We start from the raw sequence: 18,267 nt of genomic DNA on the forward strand, positions 1-18,267 counted from the left end.
ACTTTTTGACTTTTTAGTCCATTTTAGCCCTTCAAAAAATGTCATCAAACTTTATTAACGTAGAAAAAACCAAAATTAACGAGGACCTATATAATTTTGTTAATAATGAAATTATTCCAGGCACTTCGATAGACAAAGATATTTTTTGGAAAGGCTTTGTTTCCTCTTCAAATGAATTGGCTAAAAAAAATAAGTCTCTCTTAAAAAAAAGAGCTGATCTTCAAAAGAGTGTGGACACTTGGCATGTTGATAATAAAGATAATTTTAGCCTTAAGTCGTACAAAATTTTTTTAAAAGAAATTGGCTACCTTGTTGATGAGCAGGAAGACTTTAAAATAGAAACTGCAAATGTTGATGATGAAATTTCTAAGATTGCAGGTCCTCAACTTGTTGTGCCTATTGACAATGCGAGGTATGCATTAAACGCAGCAAATGCAAGATGGGGTAGTCTTTACGATGCGCTGTATGGAACAGATGCAATCTCCGATGAGAATGGTTGTGAAAAATTAAAATCATACAATCCAAAAAGAGGGAAAAAAGTCATAGACAGTGGAAGAGATTTTTTAAATCAAATTGCTCCCTTAGATAAAGGTAACTGGAAAGATGTTTCAGGATTTTTAATAGAAAATGGAAACTTAGCTATTCATCTGTCTGATCAATCTAAAACGCAATTAAAAAATAAAGAAAAATTCATAGGTTATGTGGGAGAAAAAAATAAACCTAGTTCAATTCTATTAAAGAATAATTATTTACATGTTGAGCTGCAAATAGATTCCCAACACATTATTGGGAAAGACGATCCATCTCATATTAGTGACATTGTTATTGAATCAGCAATATCAACTATTATGGATTTAGAAGATTCTGTGGCTGCAGTAGACGCTGAAGATAAAATTAATTGCTACAGAAATTGGCTTGGAATCGCAAAAGGAACTCTTCAAGCTGAAATGGAAAAGAACGGAAAAAAAATTATAAGAAAACTAAATTCGGATAGAAAATATTTAGATACAAATGACAATCCAATTAGCCTTCACGGCAGATCTTTAATTTTGTTGAGAAATGTAGGTCATCTAATGACCAATCCATCGATTTTATTAGATGATGGATCTGAAATTCCAGAAGGAATATTGGATGCTTTCATAACTACACTTTGTGCACTTCATGATATGAAAAATAAGCTTAATTCAAGAGCTGGCTCTGTCTATATAGTTAAACCAAAAATGCATGGTCCAGAGGAAGTTGCTTTTGCAGATGAAATTTTTACTCACGTGGAAAAAGTTTTAAACTTAAAACCCAATACGGTAAAAATAGGAATTATGGATGAGGAAAGAAGAACTACTGTGAATTTGAAAGAATGTATTAGGCAGGCAAAAAAAAGAATTGCTTTTATTAATACTGGTTTTTTAGACAGAACTGGAGATGAAATGCATACCTCTTTTCAGGCAGGACCAATGATTTTTAAAAGTGAAATGAAAAAATCTAAATGGCTGTTAGCTTACGAAAATTGGAATGTGGATATAGGATTAAGCTGTGGATTTTCAGGAAAAGCTCAGATTGGTAAAGGAATGTGGGCAATGCCCGATAGAATGAAAGACATGTTGGACCAAAAAGCAGGTCATCCTATTGCAGGAGCTAATTGTGCATGGGTCCCTTCCCCTACTGCTGCTACGTTACATGCCACCCACTATCATAAAATAAATGTTTTTGAGAGACAGCAAGAATTATCGTCAAGAGACAGGGCAAACATAGATGATATTTTAAATATTCCTATGGCAGACAGGCCGAACTGGTCTAAGGAAGAGATTAATAAGGAAATTGAAAATAATGCTCAAGGTATTCTTGGCTATGTAGTTAGATGGATTGATCAAGGTGTGGGATGTTCTAAAGTTCCAGATATTAATAATATCGGTTTAATGGAAGACAGAGCTACTTTGAGAATTTCCTCTCAACACATTGCTAACTGGTTGCATCACCAAATTTGCACAAAGGATAAAGTAATGGAAATAATGAAAAAAATGGCAAAAGTGGTTGATGAGCAAAACAATTCTGACAAACACTATGTTCCCATGGCACCTAATTTTGATCATTCTATAGCGTTTAAGGCAGCTTGTGATTTGGTGTTTAAAGGAATGGAACAGCCTTCAGGATATACAGAGCCGGTCTTGCATCAAAGAAGACTAGAAAAAAAATTAGCTAACTAAAAGCTCATACTTATTAAAATCATTTTTCAATAGATCAAGCCCCAATCGATCAAATATCTTGTTTATTATTCTGAAATCTCTAACGTAATCTTTACTTTCCTTAAGGTTTTTAATTAATTTTAATAATTCTATTGTCGCCAAATCCAGCTGATTTTTTTCCAATAAATTATAAATTTTGTTAGGAATATAAATTTCTTCTGAGTTTAAAGATTTTTTCAATTCTCCAGGAAGTGAGATTTTTTTTTCAGACAACAAATAAATCATGGCAAGATCTTTTTCATTTAATTGATATTTATTTTTTGCCGTTAATTTAGAAAATTTATTTAAAATTTTTACTTTCTTTTTATTTATTTTTTTTTCAGCTAATAAAGAAATTGCATCAGACGTGTGAAGATATGCATTGTTTGTCTCTACACTAGTAATTTTTTTATTACTATTTTCATTATATGTCTGAATTTTACTTAATAAATCTTTGCTTAAATATTTTTTATTAATGTTTTTAACTAATTGGAAATACAAAGCATTTGCAAGCGCAGGAGTTTTGTTTTGAATATAGTTTTTTTTGAGCTCTAGCATAAATGCTAATTTTTGCTCTGGATCTCGTGTTAAAAGAAGAGCCTGGTATAACAGGGCTCTTCCTTTGGAGGGATGATATTTTGAATAAGTTTCCAGCGGGCTAAGCAAATCATCAATTCCAAAAATTATTTTTTTATAAAAAGGAAGGAGCTTATCAATAGGAAAAATATTTGCATCAGAACCACTTTCTAAAAATTTAATTAATTCAAATTCATCTTCGGTAGTATATCCAGATTCTAAAGTATTATTTTTATCAACAACTTTTTCTACAAGGGGGCTTTTAAAAAAATACTTTTTTTTGTTTAAATTATTCTTAAAAATAGAATAACTAGGATCAAACTCAGGGTCAGATAGAATAGACAAGTGAATATTCAGCAAGCTATCTGTATTTTCGATTCCCTTTTTAGACAGTAGCATTCCCTGCAAATAATTTATTTTTTGTACAAAAAAACTGTCTTTAAAACCAGCTTCTTTCATTAGCTCGAGTTGTGCTAATGCTTTTCTGTTTTCCTTTGCCTGAACTAAGCAAAAGACCTTAAACTTTTGTAGTTCAAAATTTGAGATCTCTGCACCTAGCTGTGTAGCGTATTTGCAAGTTTTTTTAATTTCATAAGAAGCAAAGTTATCGTTAATTAAATAATTCAATAATTTTTCATTATTTAAAAGTAAATTATTTTGATTGATGACCGAGTCTATCAAATCTATATCTTTTTGCTTAGCAAGAAAAAGGCTTATGAAGTTCAGATAAGCGATTCCCTTATCGTCAAATTCTAAAAGGTTAACTTTACTAAAAAAAATTTTTTTAATTATGTAATTTGTGGCAAAGCTATTTGGATTACTTAACAAATCTGACGAAAGACCTTGGAATAACTTGCTGTCAATTCCAGACCAAAAATTCACTGGTATACCAGTTGTTGCAGGATCATAAATTCCAAAAATAACTTCGTTCGTTTCTTTTTTAATTTTCACTTCTTGAATACCAGAAGTGCCCAACTGTTGTTGGGATGTTGGATTAATTGTAGTCGGGGGTAATTCTTGCTGACTACCAAATTCAGAATCAGATTTAGATTCAATTTTTTTTATATTTTGGGACTGTTTCCAAATATCCTTTACGTCAGCTAAGGATGGTTGCAAAAATATAGGTATAAAGAATATGGTTAAAAAGATCGCTCTATTTAACAACTTCCAAAATTTTCTCATTAGGTAATTTTTTTTCTACTTGTTTGGAAGGAGGCGAAATATCTAAAGAATTTACAAAAGTTATCGACCCAAGGATCAATGAAGTAAGTAAAATTACTTGCCAGAAGAGTTTATTTTTCAACATTGGTAAATTTAGTATATAAAAATTTAAGTCTAAAATATGTTAATAATTTATATAATAATAAATATCAATGAATAATACCCTGGTTTTAACGGGAATGATGGGTTCAGGAAAAAGCTCTATAGGAAAAGAGCTGTCTAATATCCTAAGCTTAAAATTTTATGATACAGATTTAGAAATTGAAAAAATGTTAAATATGACAATTCCGGACATTTTTAAAAATAAGGGAGAAAACTACTTCAGAAAAATTGAAGAAAAAATATGCATTGACTTGATTAATGGAGATGAGAAAGTAATAGCTCTTGGAGGAGGAGCTTTTTTAAACAAAAAAATTAGAGAAATTGTTTTAAAAAAATCTATATCAGTATGGATTGATGTTGATATTTCAACTATTGTAAAAAGAATGAAGATCTCTAAAAATATTCGTCCTATGCTAGATTACAAAGACCTGAAAGGTTCAATTACTAGTATTCTGGCGAAACGATCTCCTATTTATCAATTGGCTAATATCAAAATCAAAGCAACTAGCATAAGTAAAAAAAAAATTGCCAGTGAAATTAAAAAAAATATGAACTATCCAAAAAAAATTAATATTCGAACGGAGGGTGGTTCTTACCCAATACTTATAGGTAATAATATTTTAAAAAATTTTAATAAAAATTATTTACAATTTTGCCCAAAATCAAAAAAAATTTTATTTATAACAAACACTAAAATTCCTAATAAGTATTTTTATAGCATTAAAAAAATGCTCCCTAAAAAAAATGAGTGCTTTATTATTAATATTCCATCTGGAGAAAAAAATAAGAATTTACTAGAAGTTAACAAAATCTTAAATTTTTTAACGATCCATAATTTTGATCGAAATGATAGTGTGGCTGCTTTAGGAGGTGGTGTTGTAGGAGACACAGCTGGATTTGCTGCTAGTATTTTTAAAAGAGGAATAAATTTTATTCAGGTTCCTACTACTCTTTTATCACAAGTGGATTCTTCTGTTGGCGGCAAAACTGGGGTAAATAATAGTTATGGCAAAAATTTGATTGGGACTTTCTATCATCCTAAGTTTGTATTAATCGATATAGCAGTTCTTGGCTCACTACCCAAGAGAGAGATGGTATCTGGTTTTGCTGAAATTTTAAAATACTCACTTATTATGAATAAAAAGTTTTTTTTATGGTTATGCAAAGAAGGGGCAAATATTATTAACCGAAGCAATACCCTGTCGATATTAAAGGCTATTGAGATCAGTTGCAAAAGCAAATCTATTATTGTGGGTAAAGATGAAAAAGAAAAAGGTCTTAGAGCAATATTAAATTTTGGTCATACCTTTGGACATGCATTGGAATCTCATTTAAAATATTCAAACAAACTAAACCATGGTGAAGCAGTAATTATTGGGATGATGGCAGCATCAACAATTTCTCATAAGAAAAATTTTTTAAAAAATCAAGAACTACAAGCTATAAAAGATTTATACCAAAGGTTAAGTCTAAATGATTCTTTTAAGAGGTATATACAAAATAATCAGCTAAATAATTTCTTTAAAATTATGAAAAAAGATAAAAAAAATAACTCAAAAAATATTAATTTAATATTATTAAAAAGAATTGGAAAAGCATTTATTTACAAAACTACTCTAGAAAAAACACTAATGCCATTTGTGAAAAATGAACTGAAGAATGCTTGAAAATATTTTTTTTTCTATTGTGGCGGTAGTTTTTTTGCTGATTTTATCTGGCCTTTTTTCTGGATCTGAAACTTCCATTACCTCAGTTGCAAAGAGCAAAGTGCACAAGCTATCTATTCGAGGTGACAAAAGAGCTAAAATTCTAATGAATATAATTAATAAGAAAAATGATTTAATTAGCTCTTTGTTAATAGGAAATAACTTTGTAAATATTTTAGCTTCAGCACTTGCAACTGCAATCCTAATTAAATTCTATGGTGATAGAGGGGTTATCTATTCTACTATTATAATGTCTTTGCTGATTGTAATATTTTCAGAAGTTTTGCCAAAAAGTTATGCTCTATTAAGACCTGAGAAATTTGCATTAGGTATGGCAAAATATTTGTCTATTTTTTTAAAAATTGTTTTTCCTGCAATGCTATTTGTAAAATTTGTAAATTGGTTTTTCTTTAAAATCATGCAAATAGATATGGAAAACAAGACCACTTCTAAAACGGCACGAGAGGATATTAGAAATATTATTGATATGCATGAGGATGAGGGAAGACTGCTTAAGGATGAAGGAGACATGCTCAATGCCATTTTGGATTTAAAAGAAATTACAGTGGAAAAAATAATGACTCACCGAAAAAAAATTTATTCCATTGATCTAAATAACAAACAAAATTTTTTTTCTGCTATTGCAAAAAGCTCTTTTAGTAGAATTCCAGTTTGGAAAGAAAATCCTAATAATATTTTAGGACTCATTCATGCAAAAAATGTTCTTACTAATTTAAATGACAATGGCCAGTTAGATATCTCTAAAATTAAAGACAATTTGATCAAGCCATGGTTTATACCCGAAACTACAAAGGCAAAAGATCAATTAAGTGAGTTTATTGCAAGAAAAGAAAAGCTTGCTTTTGTTGTTGATGAATATGGTGAGCTTATGGGTTTAATTTCGATGGAGGACATTATTGAAGAAATTGTAGGAAACATTTTTGACGAAAAAGACTTTTCTACAATCGGGATTAGAAAAACTAGTGCAAGTTCTTATAAAATAAGGGGCGATGTTAATATAAGGGATATTAATAGAGAGTTAGATATTGAAATACCAGACAATGTATCCTCTACAATTGCAGGTTATATAATTGATAAAACAGAATCTTTTCCAAATGTTGGTCAGGTTTTTTCCTTCGATGGTATAATGTATGAGATAATTAATAAAAATAAAAACCAAATTACTCAAATTCATCTAACCCTTCCTAGTAAAAACTCTAATCCTCCAGTGTAATCTCTAGAGAATGGACATAATCATTCATCTCTTCTTTTAACTCCAAATAAATTTTTTTATGAATCTGAATGCGACTCATACCTTCCATGTCTTGGTAAGAAAGTATTATCTGGAAATGACTATTCCCACTTTTGGGAGAGGAGCTATGGTGCTGGTGCAGGTGAGAATTGTTAACAACTTTCACTTTTTTTAATCCAAGAGATCCTTTTATTTTATCTTCAATAATAGTAGCAAAATTTTTTTCCATATTTATATAATTTATTATAGTATCAATATTTACCGCTTATGAAAAAAAATTGTGAAAAATATCTTTGTAAAGAACGTGCTTTTAAACAAGTTTTGATTAAAGATAAAAAAAATAAAGAGTACCATTGGTACTGTTTTGATCACCACAAAGAATATGTTGATAAGCAAAAATTAGAATGTGATTGGGAGCTGTGTGATAAAATAGGAGAATTCAAAGCTCCGAGCAAAAATGAAGATTCTTTTCTTTGGTTTTGTGAAGATCATATTAAAATTTATAATCAAAAATGGGATTTTTTTGATGGAATGTCCCAATCTGCTATAGAAAATTTTATGTATGACGACTTAACATTTCATAAAAAAACTCAAAAATTTGGTAATAAAGATTCTTTTTTTCAAAAACTTTGGAACAATGCCATTGAAGATGAGTTACTGTTTATTAATAAGTTTAAAAACTCCTCCTCCTATTCTGGTCGTAGATACAACCCCACCCAAATCATAGCTTTAAAAAAAATGGAGTTGAATTCAGAAGTAAATTGGAGCGATATTAGGGTTCAGTTTAAAAAGCTTGTTAAAAAATATCACCCTGATATTAATGCTGGCAACAAACAATATGAAGAAAAACTTAAAGAAATTACCCTTGCTTACACTTTCTTAAACAATTCTATAAACAAAAACACTGAGGTTGCATGAGTACCACCCCCACATTTCAAAATGAACCAGATATAAAAGTTTCAGTAAAAAAAGTTTTTAATATCGATAGTGAGATGACTGTTGATGCTTTTTCTAAAAAAAATGACTACGTTCCTGAAATTGACGATAGCTACATTTTTGACCGAGAAACGACCTTAGCTATTCTGGCTGGCTTCTCTCATAATCGAAGAGTTTTGATTCAAGGCTTTCATGGAACTGGAAAATCAACTCACATTGAGCAGGTAGCTGCACGCTTAAATTGGCCATGTGTCCGTGTAAATTTAGATAGCCACATAAGTAGAATTGATCTGATAGGTAAAGATGCAATTGTTGTAAAGGATGGTAAGCAAATTACAGAATTTAAGGAGGGTGTTCTTCCCTGGTCTTTACAAAGTCCTGTCGCATTAGTTTTTGATGAATATGATGCTGGTAGACCTGATGTTATGTTTGTTATTCAGAGAGTCTTAGAGACAGATGGCAGATTTACCCTTCTAGACAAAAATAAGGTTATTAAACAACATAAACAATTTAGATTATTTGCAACAACCAATACGATTGGATTGGGTGATACTAGCGGTCTTTATCACGGAACTCAGCAAATAAACCAAGGACAAATGGATCGATGGAATATTGTATCTACACTGAACTATTTACCACCTGAAAAAGAATCTGAGATTGTACTTTCTAAATGTAAATTTTTAGATACTGCGGATGGAAAAAAACTAGTAAGCAATATGGTAAAAGTTGCCAACTTAACAAGAAAAGGTTTTGCCAATGGGGACATTTCTACAGTTATGAGTCCAAGAACAGTGATTACATGGGCAGATAACTATGATATTTTTAAAGATCTTCCTCATTCATTTAAACTCTCTTTCTTAAACAAATGTGACGAACTAGAACGCTCCATTGTTGCAGAATACTATCAGCGATGCTTTGGTAGTGAACTAAATACTTCTTCTACTGCAAAATCAGTAGAGAAAAATAATGGACAATAAGCAAGAGCTAGAAAAATTTAAAAATGCAGTTTTTTCTACTGCCAAAGCTATAGCAAGAAAATCTATATCTTTAGAAAATCAAAAGCAATTAGATAAGATCACTGCACCCAAGATTATTTCAATAAATAATCATGAAGAAATATTAGAAGTTAGAGCGAATGCAGATTCAGAAGCTCTTCGTATTCGGCATAGTGATGAAGCTATTTTTAAAAAAAATGAGCCAAAAGGAACGGTTAATAAAAGCTTATACAAAATTGCCGAAAAAATTAGATATGAAAAAATAGGATCAGATCAATACATAGGAATTCAAAATAACTTAAATAACTTTTATCAAAAAAAAATTATGGATAGTGACGTCCATTCACAAAATTTTATTGCCGATGCATTTGAGGCTTATTTAAGAAAAAATATGATGAATCTAGAAATCCACAAAAGTAAAAAAGAAGATTTTAAGCAATGGGATGATTTATTTGAAAAAAACATATCTAATAAAATTAAGGATCTCAATTTATCTTTGTATGACCAGGTAGAATATACTTCCTTGATGTCTTCTATTCTTCAAGACCTTCAAATAGAAAATGAAAAAAATGAGCCAGAGAATATAGAAAATGAAAATAATGAAGAAAATAGTGATAATAGCCAAAATCAAGAACAGTCTTTAGAAGATGAACAAAATGATCAGTCTAAAAATCAAGAATTTGATATGGAGAATATTGTTCCTGAGATTGAATTTGATCCTAGTTTAAGTGAACAAGAAACTATGCTTGAGGAAAGTGATGACGAAAATCTTCCCCAGGGACAAAGACAACCATTAAAGGACGGAGATCCAAGAAAATACTCAGTCTTCACAAACCAATTTGATAAAATTATTGATGCAAAAGAATTAGTCACGGAAGATGAGATTAAGAAGCTAAGAAATAACTTAGATTTACAACTATCGAGCCTTCAAAATTTTATATCTAGACTAGCTAATAAATTACAAAGAAAGCTTCTTGCAAAACAAAATAGGTCATGGAGCTTTGATTTGGAGGAAGGTATTTTAGATGCCTCTAAATTACCGAGGGTTATTATGGATCCTTTTAATTCTCTATCCTATAAAAAAGAAAAAGATATCGAGTTTAAGGATACGGTGGTTACTTTATTAATAGATAATTCTGGTTCTATGAGAGGAAGACCCATATCGATTGCAGCTATTTGTGCAGATATTTTATCCAGAACGCTCGAAAGATGCTCTGTGAAAGTGGAGGTTCTGGGATTTACTACATTAAACTGGAAGGGAGGAAAAAGTAGAGAGCTTTGGATAAAAAATAAAAAAACACACCCTGGAAGGCTAAATGACTTGTGTCATATAATTTACAAATCTGCGGACACCCCCTGGAGAAGAGCTAAAAATAATTTGGGTCTGATGCTGAAGGAAGGAATTTTAAAAGAGAATATTGACGGAGAGGCTATTTTATGGGCCTTCAACCGTTTAAAGAAAAGGAAAGAAGAGAGAAAAATTATTATGGTTATCTCCGATGGTGCTCCAGTGGATGACTCTACCCTGTCGGTTAACTCAGGAAACTATCTTGAACAACACCTTAAAAAAGTAGTGAGATGGGTAGAAGAGAGTAATGAGGTTGAAATTAATGCCATAGGTATTGGCCACGATGTTTCAAGCTATTATAAGCAAGCTATTAAAATTGCAGATGTTCAAGAATTAGGAGATGCAATGGTTGATCGATTAGTTGCTTTATTTTTAGCTGATAGAAGAACGTTTAACTGAAACTAAGCTTGCAATAATTAGTCTAAACGGAATAAGCATCGTAATTGCTAATAATAATTTTACAGAAAAATCTCCTAGTCCTAAAGTAACCCAAGGAACACCCGTTCCATAAAAAGCAATCGAGAAGAAAAGAATAGTATCAGCTGCTGAAGAAAAGAGAGAAGAAATAAAGGGTGGAACAAACCATTTTTTACTATTTCTTAATTTATCAAATATTTTAGCATCCATTGTTTGGGCTATTAAAAAAGCAATTCCAGAACCTACAACTATTCGAATTCCAATTAAATCTATAGGGCTTAAAGTAAAAAAGTAGGAAACTCCCACACCCCAAATAAAACCAATAAAAATAATTTTTCTAGTAAATGAAAAACCATATAATCGATTTGCTATATCTGTAACTAAAAATGCAATCGGATAGGTAAACGCACCCCATGTAAGGATATGGCTCAGTTGAAAATATTGAAAAGGAAATTGAACTAGATAATTAGATGCCAATACAATTAGCATCATGGCCAATACAAATGGGATAATTTTTAGGTTTTTCAAGTTCTATTCAGACTTGGAAAGAATTTGTTTTTTTATTTTTTTTACTCTTAATGCTAACTTTGCATTCTTGGCACGAATAAGAAATTCGTCAATTCCGCCTCTAAAATCTACTGCCTTTAAAGCTCTGGTAGAAATTTTAAAGCTAATATTCTTATTCAATAATTCGCTTCTTAAACTTACTTTTTTAAGATTTGGATAGAATTTTCTTTTTGTTTTATTGTTAGAGTGACTCACGGTGTTTCCACTCATTGGTCTCTTTCCAGTTAATTCACATACTTTTGCCATAGCTTCTCCGATCAGGGGTATATTTTGATAAAGTTTTCTGGTCAAGTCATAATTTAAGCAATTTGACATTTGAGTCCTTGAAGAATAATGCACTATTAGGAGTTTTTTTTTAATTAATGCTACAAATTTATTTACCCATTGCCGAAGTAACCATTAACATAGCTACCTTACTCTTTATTAGTGTTATTGTTGGTTTTTTTGCGGGTTTGCTTGGAATTGGTGGTGGTTTTTTACTTACGCCTATTTTGATTTTTTTAGGTATCCCTCCAATTTATGCAGTAGCCAATGGTGCAAATAATATTTTAGCCGCATCTGTTTCTGGTACGATTGGACATTGGTTTAAAGATCAGCTTGATATCAAAATGGGTATGCTCATCATCATTGGTGGAGTCAGTGGAGCCATTTTTGGTATTTTTGTATTTAAATATTTTCTATTACAGGGAAGTGTTAATAAAATTATTTCCATCATGTATTGTATTTTACTATCTGGAATCGGACTATCAATGCTGATTGAAAGTTTAATAGAAATAAGAAGAATTCGACTTAATAGGTTTATCAGAAGAAAATTACATACACACTATTGGGTTCATAATCTTCCTTTTAAAATTAGAATACACAAATCTAAATTATATATAAGCATTGTACCCCCTATTTTTTTTGGAATAGTAGTTGGAATTCTTTCTTCTATGCTTGGTGTGGGAGGTGGTTTTTTACTAGTCCCCATTATGATTTATATTTTAGGTATGCCTGCTCGACTCGTTGCAGGAACTTCTCTTTTTGTAATGATCTTTATTATGATTGTTGTAACGCTCTTACATGCCATCAATCACAACTCTGTGGATATTTTTTTAGTTCTGATTTTAGTGGTTGGTTCAGGTATCGGTGCTCAATTAGGAACTAAAATAAGTATTAAGTTAAAAGGAGAAGAGCTAAGAGCTATGATGTCTGTGTTGGTATTAATTTTTGGATTTAAATTTGGTTATGATTTATTTTTTAATAAAACTATTCCTCCAGCAGATATTACTTCTGTATTGCAGCCTAACAATACCAATGCTCTTGCTGATTTTGCAATACATACTTCTCAAGTCTTTCCTTGGTCATATGCCATAGCATCTATGTCCATTGCAATTTTAGTTGGAGTATTGGCCGCTTTTAGCTTTAAAAAATTTTTATAGTGACATTCAATAAATGGAATAACATTCTTGGCTATGCAGGCCTAATTCCTTTTTATATCTTTTCCATAACAAGTACTTTTGAACATTACAATTTTTTTATTGATATTTTCTTTTTATACTCTGTAATTATTCTTTGTTTTTTATCTGGCTCTTTGTGGATGAAGCTAATTTTACTACCCAAGCAAAAACACAATCTTTTATTCAAGTGTTTATCTGTTCTTTTTCCTCTTATTGGCATGGTATCGGAGATGTTTGTAACTTATATGCTGAAAACAATAGTTTATATTCTAATCTATATACTCATTTATATTTGCGATAAAAAAACTGTTAACAATGATCTTTCGGGCTACATGCGAATGAGATTTTTTTTAACAGGAAATGTTATTTTGGCTCACTTAATTTTACTCTATACAATCTTTACCTATGGCATCTTTTAAACTTTCAAACCCTTCTGCTTCTAATAGCGCTTCTAATTCTTTATTAATTTTATTTACTACATAGGGTCCTTGATAAACCATTGAAGTGTATAATTGGACTAAGGAAGCGCCTGATTTAATTTTATCAAAAGCTGACTTGCCGTCAAAAACTCCCCCCGCTCCAATGATCGGTATTTTTGTTCCTAAAGATTTATAAAACTTTTGGATGATAAGATTTGAAGATTGCTGTAAAGGCTTTCCGGAAAGACCTCCGAGTTCTGCTTGATTACTATTTTGTAATTTTTGGTCTCTAGAAATAGTGGTATTGGTTAATACTACTCCATCAATTTTTTGATCCAAAACTATATTACTTAGCTCCGTAATATTTTTGCTAGTGATATCTGGTGAGATTTTTAATAAAATTTTGGTTTTATTGTTAAGTTGCTTTTGTTTTAGCTTAATAGCTATTAACAATTCTTCAATTTTGCTCTTTTCATGAAGATCTCTTAAATTGGGCGTATTGGGAGAGGATATGTTAATGCAGATATAGTCACATAAATTACAAAAATATTCGAAACATTTTAAATAGTCTTCAATCTTTGATATGCTTTCTTTGTTAGGGCCAATATTAATTCCTAGTATTCCTTTGGGGGGGTTGTTCTTAATAGTAGATCGAACCTTGTCCATTCCTAGACTGGGAAATCCCAATCTATTAATAATTGCCTCATCTTCCATCAATCTGAATACCCTTGGTTTAGGGTTTCCATATTGAGGTAAGGGAGTAACTGTCCCCACTTCTGAAAAACTAAATCCTAATTTAAATATAGAATTATAAATTTCTGCATTTTTGTCAAAGCCTGCGGCTAACCCAACTGGATTTGTAAAATTTTTACCTAATATATTTATTTCTAATTTTGAAGAGGGAACATTGGACAGTAGATTAAATGGTAAATAACTATTTTTTAAAAATTTGATTGCTAGGCTATGCGCAAGCTCTGGGTCTGCTTTTTGAAGCAGTGTGCTTATTGTTTTGTAAATCATGTACTCTAGTTTCTACTTAACGATTTATTAATCAAGTCTATGGTTTCTTGTTTGCCAAAAAAACAAATAAAAGAGCCCATTCTAGGTCCTTGCTCGTCTCCAAATACCACTTCGTAAATAGCCTTAAACCAGTTACGCAATTCTTCTTTGGGATAGTATTTTTTTCCTACGGTAAACACTACTGTCTGCATTTCTTCAGGAGTCATTCCCTCTGGCATCTTTTTAATCTCTTCATTTAATTCTAGCAGAGCCTTTTTTTCCTGCTCATTAGCATTGCGATATTTTTTGTGAATCTTCACATGGTCATTGAAATAAGAAATGGCATTCTTTACTAACTGATTTAATATTGGGTATTTAGACCTGTCTGTATCAGGTGCAAAATTTTGAATAAACTTCCATAAAACTTCCTCATTATCCGCATTGCTTGCGCTAACTAAATTTAAAAGAACACCAAAGTTAATAATGTTTTTTTCTTTTGGTGGGACTCCATTATGGACATGCCAGACAGGATTTCCCAGCTGTTCTTTTGTTGGTTGTGTTTCAAATTTTTCTAAAAAAGACAAATATTCATCTACAGCTTTCGGTATGACTTGCGGGTATAATTTTTTAGCTCTTTGAGGGTTTTGAAACATATACAAAGCTAAACTTTCTGGATTTGCATACTTCAACCAATCTTCAATTGAAATTCCATTTCCTTTTGATTTGGAAATTTTTTCTCCTTTTTCATCTAAGAACAATTCATAGTAAAATCCATTAGGAGGTGTGTGTCCAAGGGTTTTGCATATTTGTTGGGATAATTCAGCGCTTGGAATTAAGTCCTTTCCGTACATTTCAAAATCTACTTCTAGTGCATGCCATCTCATAGCCCAGTCCACTTTCCATTGAAGCTTGCAATTGCCCCCTGTTACTTTTGTTTTAAATTTTTTACCATTGCTTTCGTATACAATTTCTCCATTTGCAACATCTCTTTCTAAAATAGCTACTTCCAATACTTTTCCAGTTTCAGGGCATATAGGAAGAAATGGACTATAAGATTTTTTTCTTTCTTCACCAAGAGTTGGGAGAACGATATTCATAATTGAATCATACTTATCCAGAACAAGTTTTAAGGTGTCATCAAAAATACCAGATTGGTATAATTCTGTGGAGCTCTTAAATTCATAGTGAAAACCAAACTGATCTAAAAAACTCTTTAACCTTTCGTTATTATGCTCTCCAAAGCTATTATACTTTCCAAAGGGATCTGGAACACTTGTTAGGGGCTTATTAAGGTTTTGCTCTAAGACTTCTTTATTTGAAATATTATCAGGAACTTTTCGAAGACCATCCATATCATCTGAAAAAGTAAATAATTTTACAGGTATGTCTGTCAGTTTTTGAAATGCTTGAATAACCATCGTGGTTCTACAAACCTCTCCAAATGTACCTATGTGTGGTAACCCGCTTGGGCCATATCCAGTTTGAAATAAGGCATAACCCTTTTTGTCAAAAAGTTTTTTTCTTTTTTTTAAAAGTGCTCTAGCCTCAACAAATGGCCAGGCTTTTGAATCTAAATACTCAGTATCAATCATTTGCGAATGCATTCCTTATAGCTCAAAAAACAATTTTTTGTCAGGTATTTTACTAGGAATCATTATTTGTTTTAAAAACGAATTGATATATTTTTGAGATCATTAGGAAAATATGAAAGATGGAACCAAAACAGTTTTTTTAGTTATAGGCGCATTGCTTATTATTTTGGGTCTATTTATGCTTATTCCCTACTTGATAGAAATCACCATCGGAGACAAATCTCATAATTTTTTATTTTGGTCTTTTTTTTCCATTTTTATTGGATTTCTTTTGCTCATCACGAACCAGACTGAAGAAAAAAGTCTTAACATCAAGCAGGCTTTTATGATGACCTCATTCTCCTGGATTGCCATAACTTTATTTGCTTCTTTTCCATTAATGTATTCATCTTTACAGCTTTCTTTTACAGATGCTTTTTTTGAATCGATGTCAGGGATTACCACTACCGGATCAACTATTTTAGATGACATAGAAAGTTCTTCTAAGGGAGTATTAATTTGGAGAGCCATTCTACAATGGTTGGGTGGTATAGGAATTGTAGTGATGGCAATTACAGTGTTGCCGCTTCTTAATATTGGTGGAATGTCTTTGTTTAAATCAGAGGGTGCAGAGTTTGAAAAAATTCTTCCAAGCTCAAAAGAAATAGCGATGGTCTGTACTAAAATTTATTTTATCTTAACGGCCATTTGCGCTTTATGCTTTTACTTTTTTGGTATGAATGCTTTTGATGCAGTAGCCCATTCTTTAACTACTATTTCAACTGGTGGCTTCTCTACGTATAGTGGTTCTATTGGACAGTTTAATTCTGTCTCCATAGAAATAATTACTATGATTTTTATTATTTGTGGAAGCGTTCCTTTTTTAACTTATTTAAAATTCTTAAAAGGAGAAAAAGCTGCCTTTTTTAAAGACACTCAAATAAAGGGTTTCCTTTATTTTGTTTCCTTATCGACAGTTATCGTAACTATTTATTGTTATTTTTTTGTGAAAGATTTTTTGCCTGACAATATTCGAGAATCTACTTTTAATGTCATCTCAATTGTAAGTGGCACTGGTTTTACCACTCAAGATTTTGGAACTTGGGGTAATTTTTCATTATTTTTTTTTCTAATACTAATGTTTGTTGGGGGTTGTGCTGCTTCTACTACGTGTGGAATTAAAATATTCAGATTTCAAATTCTGAATTTGTTTATTAAAAAACAAATCAAACAAATTATTTATCCCAACGGAGTATTTCCCATTAAATATCGTGGTGAAGTAATCGGAGATACTTTTTTAACCTCGGTGTTAACTTTTGTTTTTTTGTATATTTTTATTTTCTTTCTTCTTACAGCCCTACTATCATTGAGCAATCTAGACTTTACTACTGCTATTTCTGCTGCAGCCACCTCTCTTTCTAATGTGGGTCCTGGACTTGGAGAAATTATTGGACCCAACGGAAGCTTTAAATACTTGCCTGATCTAACTAAGTGGTATTTGAGTATTGCGATGTTACTTGGAAGGTTGGAGTTTTTTACCGTTTTAGTTTTATTTCTTCCGTCTTTTTGGAGAGATTAGTCTAAACACCAATCAATAATAGCCTTTTGGCCATGCAATCTATTCTCAGCCTGGTGCCACACAACAGACTGCTTTCCATCAATAATTTCTGCCGATACCTCTTCCCCTCTTGCGGCCGGTAGAACATGCATAAAAATTGCATCTTTACTAGCAAGGTTCATCATCTTTTTATTTGCTTGGTAATCTTTTAGGGCTTTCTTTTTTTGTTTTACATTTACTTTGTCTCCCATTGAAATCCACTTATCACTCATAATAGCATCTACTCCTGCTACCGCTTTTTTTGGATCTTGAATAATATTAATTTTACCATTTTTTTTATCTGCCCAATCTAAAGTTTTTTTAGATGGCATGTATCCTTTGGGACATGAAATATTTAACTGAAAATCAAATTGGACCGCAGCTTCAATTGCAGAGTTAGTTACGTTATTACCATCTCCAATCCAGGCAACTTTAGCTCCTTTGATAGAACCTTTATTTTCTTCAAAAGTAAGCACATCGCTCAATAGTTGGCATGGATGTGAATGGTCCGTTAACCCATTAATTAATGGAATATTTAATAAGTTTGACAATTCTAATAATGATTTATGTGAAAAAGTTCTAAACATAACAATATCGGAAAACGAAGAAATAACTTTTGCTGTATCTTCAATGCTCTCCTCTCCTTTTCCTAGATGCATATCATTTGCATTCATAACAATCGTTTGTCCACCCAACTGTCTCATAGCAAGATCAAAAGATAATCTTGTTCTGGTAGAAGGCTTTTCAAAAATCATTAGAAGCAGTTTGTCTTGTGCATTACTAGATTCCGTAACAGACACTTTTTTCTTTATAGAATATTTTTTTTTTCTTCTTTTTGCTTCTTCGACAATATTTCTCAGTTCCTTTTTGTCAATTTGGCTAAGATCTAAAAAGTGGTTCATT

Annotated in this window: 16 protein-coding genes; 9 read left to right on the plus strand and 7 right to left on the minus strand. The window is 31.4% G+C overall.

The features are described from left to right. Positions 1-38: 38 nt before the first annotated feature. Positions 39-2,201 (plus strand): malate synthase G, encoded by a 2,163-nt coding sequence (locus tag SAR11G3_RS00690; RefSeq protein WP_013694792.1) that lies wholly within the window; start codon positions 39-41, stop codon positions 2,199-2,201. On the opposite strand, the gene SAR11G3_RS00695 is transcribed toward SAR11G3_RS00690, so the two are convergent. After that, positions 2,190-3,977: a hypothetical protein gene (locus SAR11G3_RS00695; RefSeq protein WP_013694793.1), complete on the minus strand. Its 1,788-nt coding sequence runs from the start codon at positions 3,975-3,977 to the stop codon at positions 2,190-2,192. The genes SAR11G3_RS00690 and SAR11G3_RS00695 overlap by 12 nt on opposite strands. Before the next feature lie 191 nt (positions 3,978-4,168). On the opposite strand from SAR11G3_RS00695, the gene aroB reads away from it, so the two are divergent. Continuing rightward, on the plus strand, positions 4,169-5,785 hold the full coding sequence (aroB, locus tag SAR11G3_RS00700) for a 3-dehydroquinate synthase (RefSeq protein ID WP_013694795.1): 1,617 nt from the start codon (positions 4,169-4,171) through the stop codon (positions 5,783-5,785). After that, complete coding sequence (locus SAR11G3_RS00705; protein WP_013694796.1) at positions 5,778-7,058, plus strand: HlyC/CorC family transporter; 1,281 nt, start codon at positions 5,778-5,780, stop codon at positions 7,056-7,058. Before aroB ends, SAR11G3_RS00705 begins: the two co-directional genes overlap by 8 nt. Here SAR11G3_RS00705 and SAR11G3_RS00710 read toward each other — a convergent pair. Next, positions 7,042-7,305, minus strand: a complete 264-nt coding sequence (locus SAR11G3_RS00710; RefSeq protein WP_013694797.1) for a BolA/IbaG family iron-sulfur metabolism protein — start codon at positions 7,303-7,305, stop codon at positions 7,042-7,044. The genes SAR11G3_RS00705 and SAR11G3_RS00710 overlap by 17 nt on opposite strands. A gap of 38 nt (positions 7,306-7,343) precedes the next feature. Between SAR11G3_RS00710 and SAR11G3_RS00715 the strand changes: the two genes are divergently transcribed. The 3 genes from SAR11G3_RS00715 to SAR11G3_RS00725 are packed head-to-tail and all read left to right on the plus strand — an operon-like array spanning position 7,344 to position 10,754. Beyond that, positions 7,344-7,994, plus strand: a complete 651-nt coding sequence (locus SAR11G3_RS00715; RefSeq protein ID WP_013694798.1) for a J domain-containing protein — start codon at positions 7,344-7,346, stop codon at positions 7,992-7,994. Beyond that, positions 7,991-8,989 (plus strand): AAA family ATPase, encoded by a 999-nt coding sequence (locus SAR11G3_RS00720; RefSeq protein WP_013694799.1) that lies wholly within the window; start codon positions 7,991-7,993, stop codon positions 8,987-8,989. Before SAR11G3_RS00715 ends, SAR11G3_RS00720 begins: the two co-directional genes overlap by 4 nt. Next, the gene (locus SAR11G3_RS00725; RefSeq protein ID WP_013694800.1) at positions 8,979-10,754 is read left to right on the plus strand and encodes a cobaltochelatase CobT-related protein; all 1,776 of its coding nucleotides are present in this window, start codon (positions 8,979-8,981) and stop codon (positions 10,752-10,754) included. Before SAR11G3_RS00720 ends, SAR11G3_RS00725 begins: the two co-directional genes overlap by 11 nt. Here the strand turns inward: SAR11G3_RS00725 and SAR11G3_RS00730 are convergent. Together SAR11G3_RS00730 and rpmB are read right to left on the minus strand one after the other, a co-directional pair. Further along, positions 10,728-11,264 (minus strand): queuosine precursor transporter, encoded by a 537-nt coding sequence (locus tag SAR11G3_RS00730; protein ID WP_041862443.1) that lies wholly within the window; start codon positions 11,262-11,264, stop codon positions 10,728-10,730. The two genes, SAR11G3_RS00725 and SAR11G3_RS00730, sit on opposite strands and share 27 nt — an antisense overlap. A gap of 39 nt (positions 11,265-11,303) precedes the next feature. After that, the gene (rpmB, locus tag SAR11G3_RS00735) at positions 11,304-11,654 is read right to left on the minus strand and encodes a 50S ribosomal protein L28 (protein WP_013694802.1); all 351 of its coding nucleotides are present in this window, start codon (positions 11,652-11,654) and stop codon (positions 11,304-11,306) included. 47 nt (positions 11,655-11,701) lie between these two features. Between rpmB and SAR11G3_RS00740 the strand changes: the two genes are divergently transcribed. Continuing rightward, on the plus strand, positions 11,702-12,760 hold the full coding sequence (locus SAR11G3_RS00740) for a sulfite exporter TauE/SafE family protein (protein ID WP_013694803.1): 1,059 nt from the start codon (positions 11,702-11,704) through the stop codon (positions 12,758-12,760). Beyond that, complete coding sequence (locus SAR11G3_RS00745; RefSeq protein ID WP_041862292.1) at positions 12,760-13,197, plus strand: DUF3429 domain-containing protein; 438 nt, start codon at positions 12,760-12,762, stop codon at positions 13,195-13,197. Before SAR11G3_RS00740 ends, SAR11G3_RS00745 begins: the two co-directional genes overlap by 1 nt. On the opposite strand, the gene SAR11G3_RS00750 is transcribed toward SAR11G3_RS00745, so the two are convergent. Together SAR11G3_RS00750 and SAR11G3_RS00755 are read right to left on the minus strand one after the other, a co-directional pair. Then, on the minus strand, positions 13,162-14,217 hold the full coding sequence (locus SAR11G3_RS00750; protein ID WP_013694805.1) for a quinone-dependent dihydroorotate dehydrogenase: 1,056 nt from the start codon (positions 14,215-14,217) through the stop codon (positions 13,162-13,164). The genes SAR11G3_RS00745 and SAR11G3_RS00750 overlap by 36 nt on opposite strands. A 5-nt stretch (positions 14,218-14,222) precedes the next feature. After that, positions 14,223-15,788 (minus strand): lysine--tRNA ligase, encoded by a 1,566-nt coding sequence (locus tag SAR11G3_RS00755; protein WP_013694806.1) that lies wholly within the window; start codon positions 15,786-15,788, stop codon positions 14,223-14,225. Between the two features lie 112 nt (positions 15,789-15,900). On the opposite strand from SAR11G3_RS00755, the gene SAR11G3_RS00760 reads away from it, so the two are divergent. Then, a complete protein-coding gene (locus SAR11G3_RS00760; protein ID WP_013694807.1) occupies positions 15,901-17,346 on the plus strand; it encodes a TrkH family potassium uptake protein in 1,446 nt (481 codons plus the stop codon). Here SAR11G3_RS00760 and argF read toward each other — a convergent pair. Continuing rightward, positions 17,343-18,266, minus strand: a complete 924-nt coding sequence (gene argF / locus SAR11G3_RS00765) for an ornithine carbamoyltransferase (RefSeq protein WP_041862293.1) — start codon at positions 18,264-18,266, stop codon at positions 17,343-17,345. The genes SAR11G3_RS00760 and argF overlap by 4 nt on opposite strands. Between the last annotated feature and the right edge of the window lies 1 nt (position 18,267).

Source organism: Candidatus Pelagibacter sp. IMCC9063 (assembly GCF_000195085.1).
Taxonomy (GTDB): domain Bacteria; phylum Pseudomonadota; class Alphaproteobacteria; order Pelagibacterales; family Pelagibacteraceae; genus IMCC9063.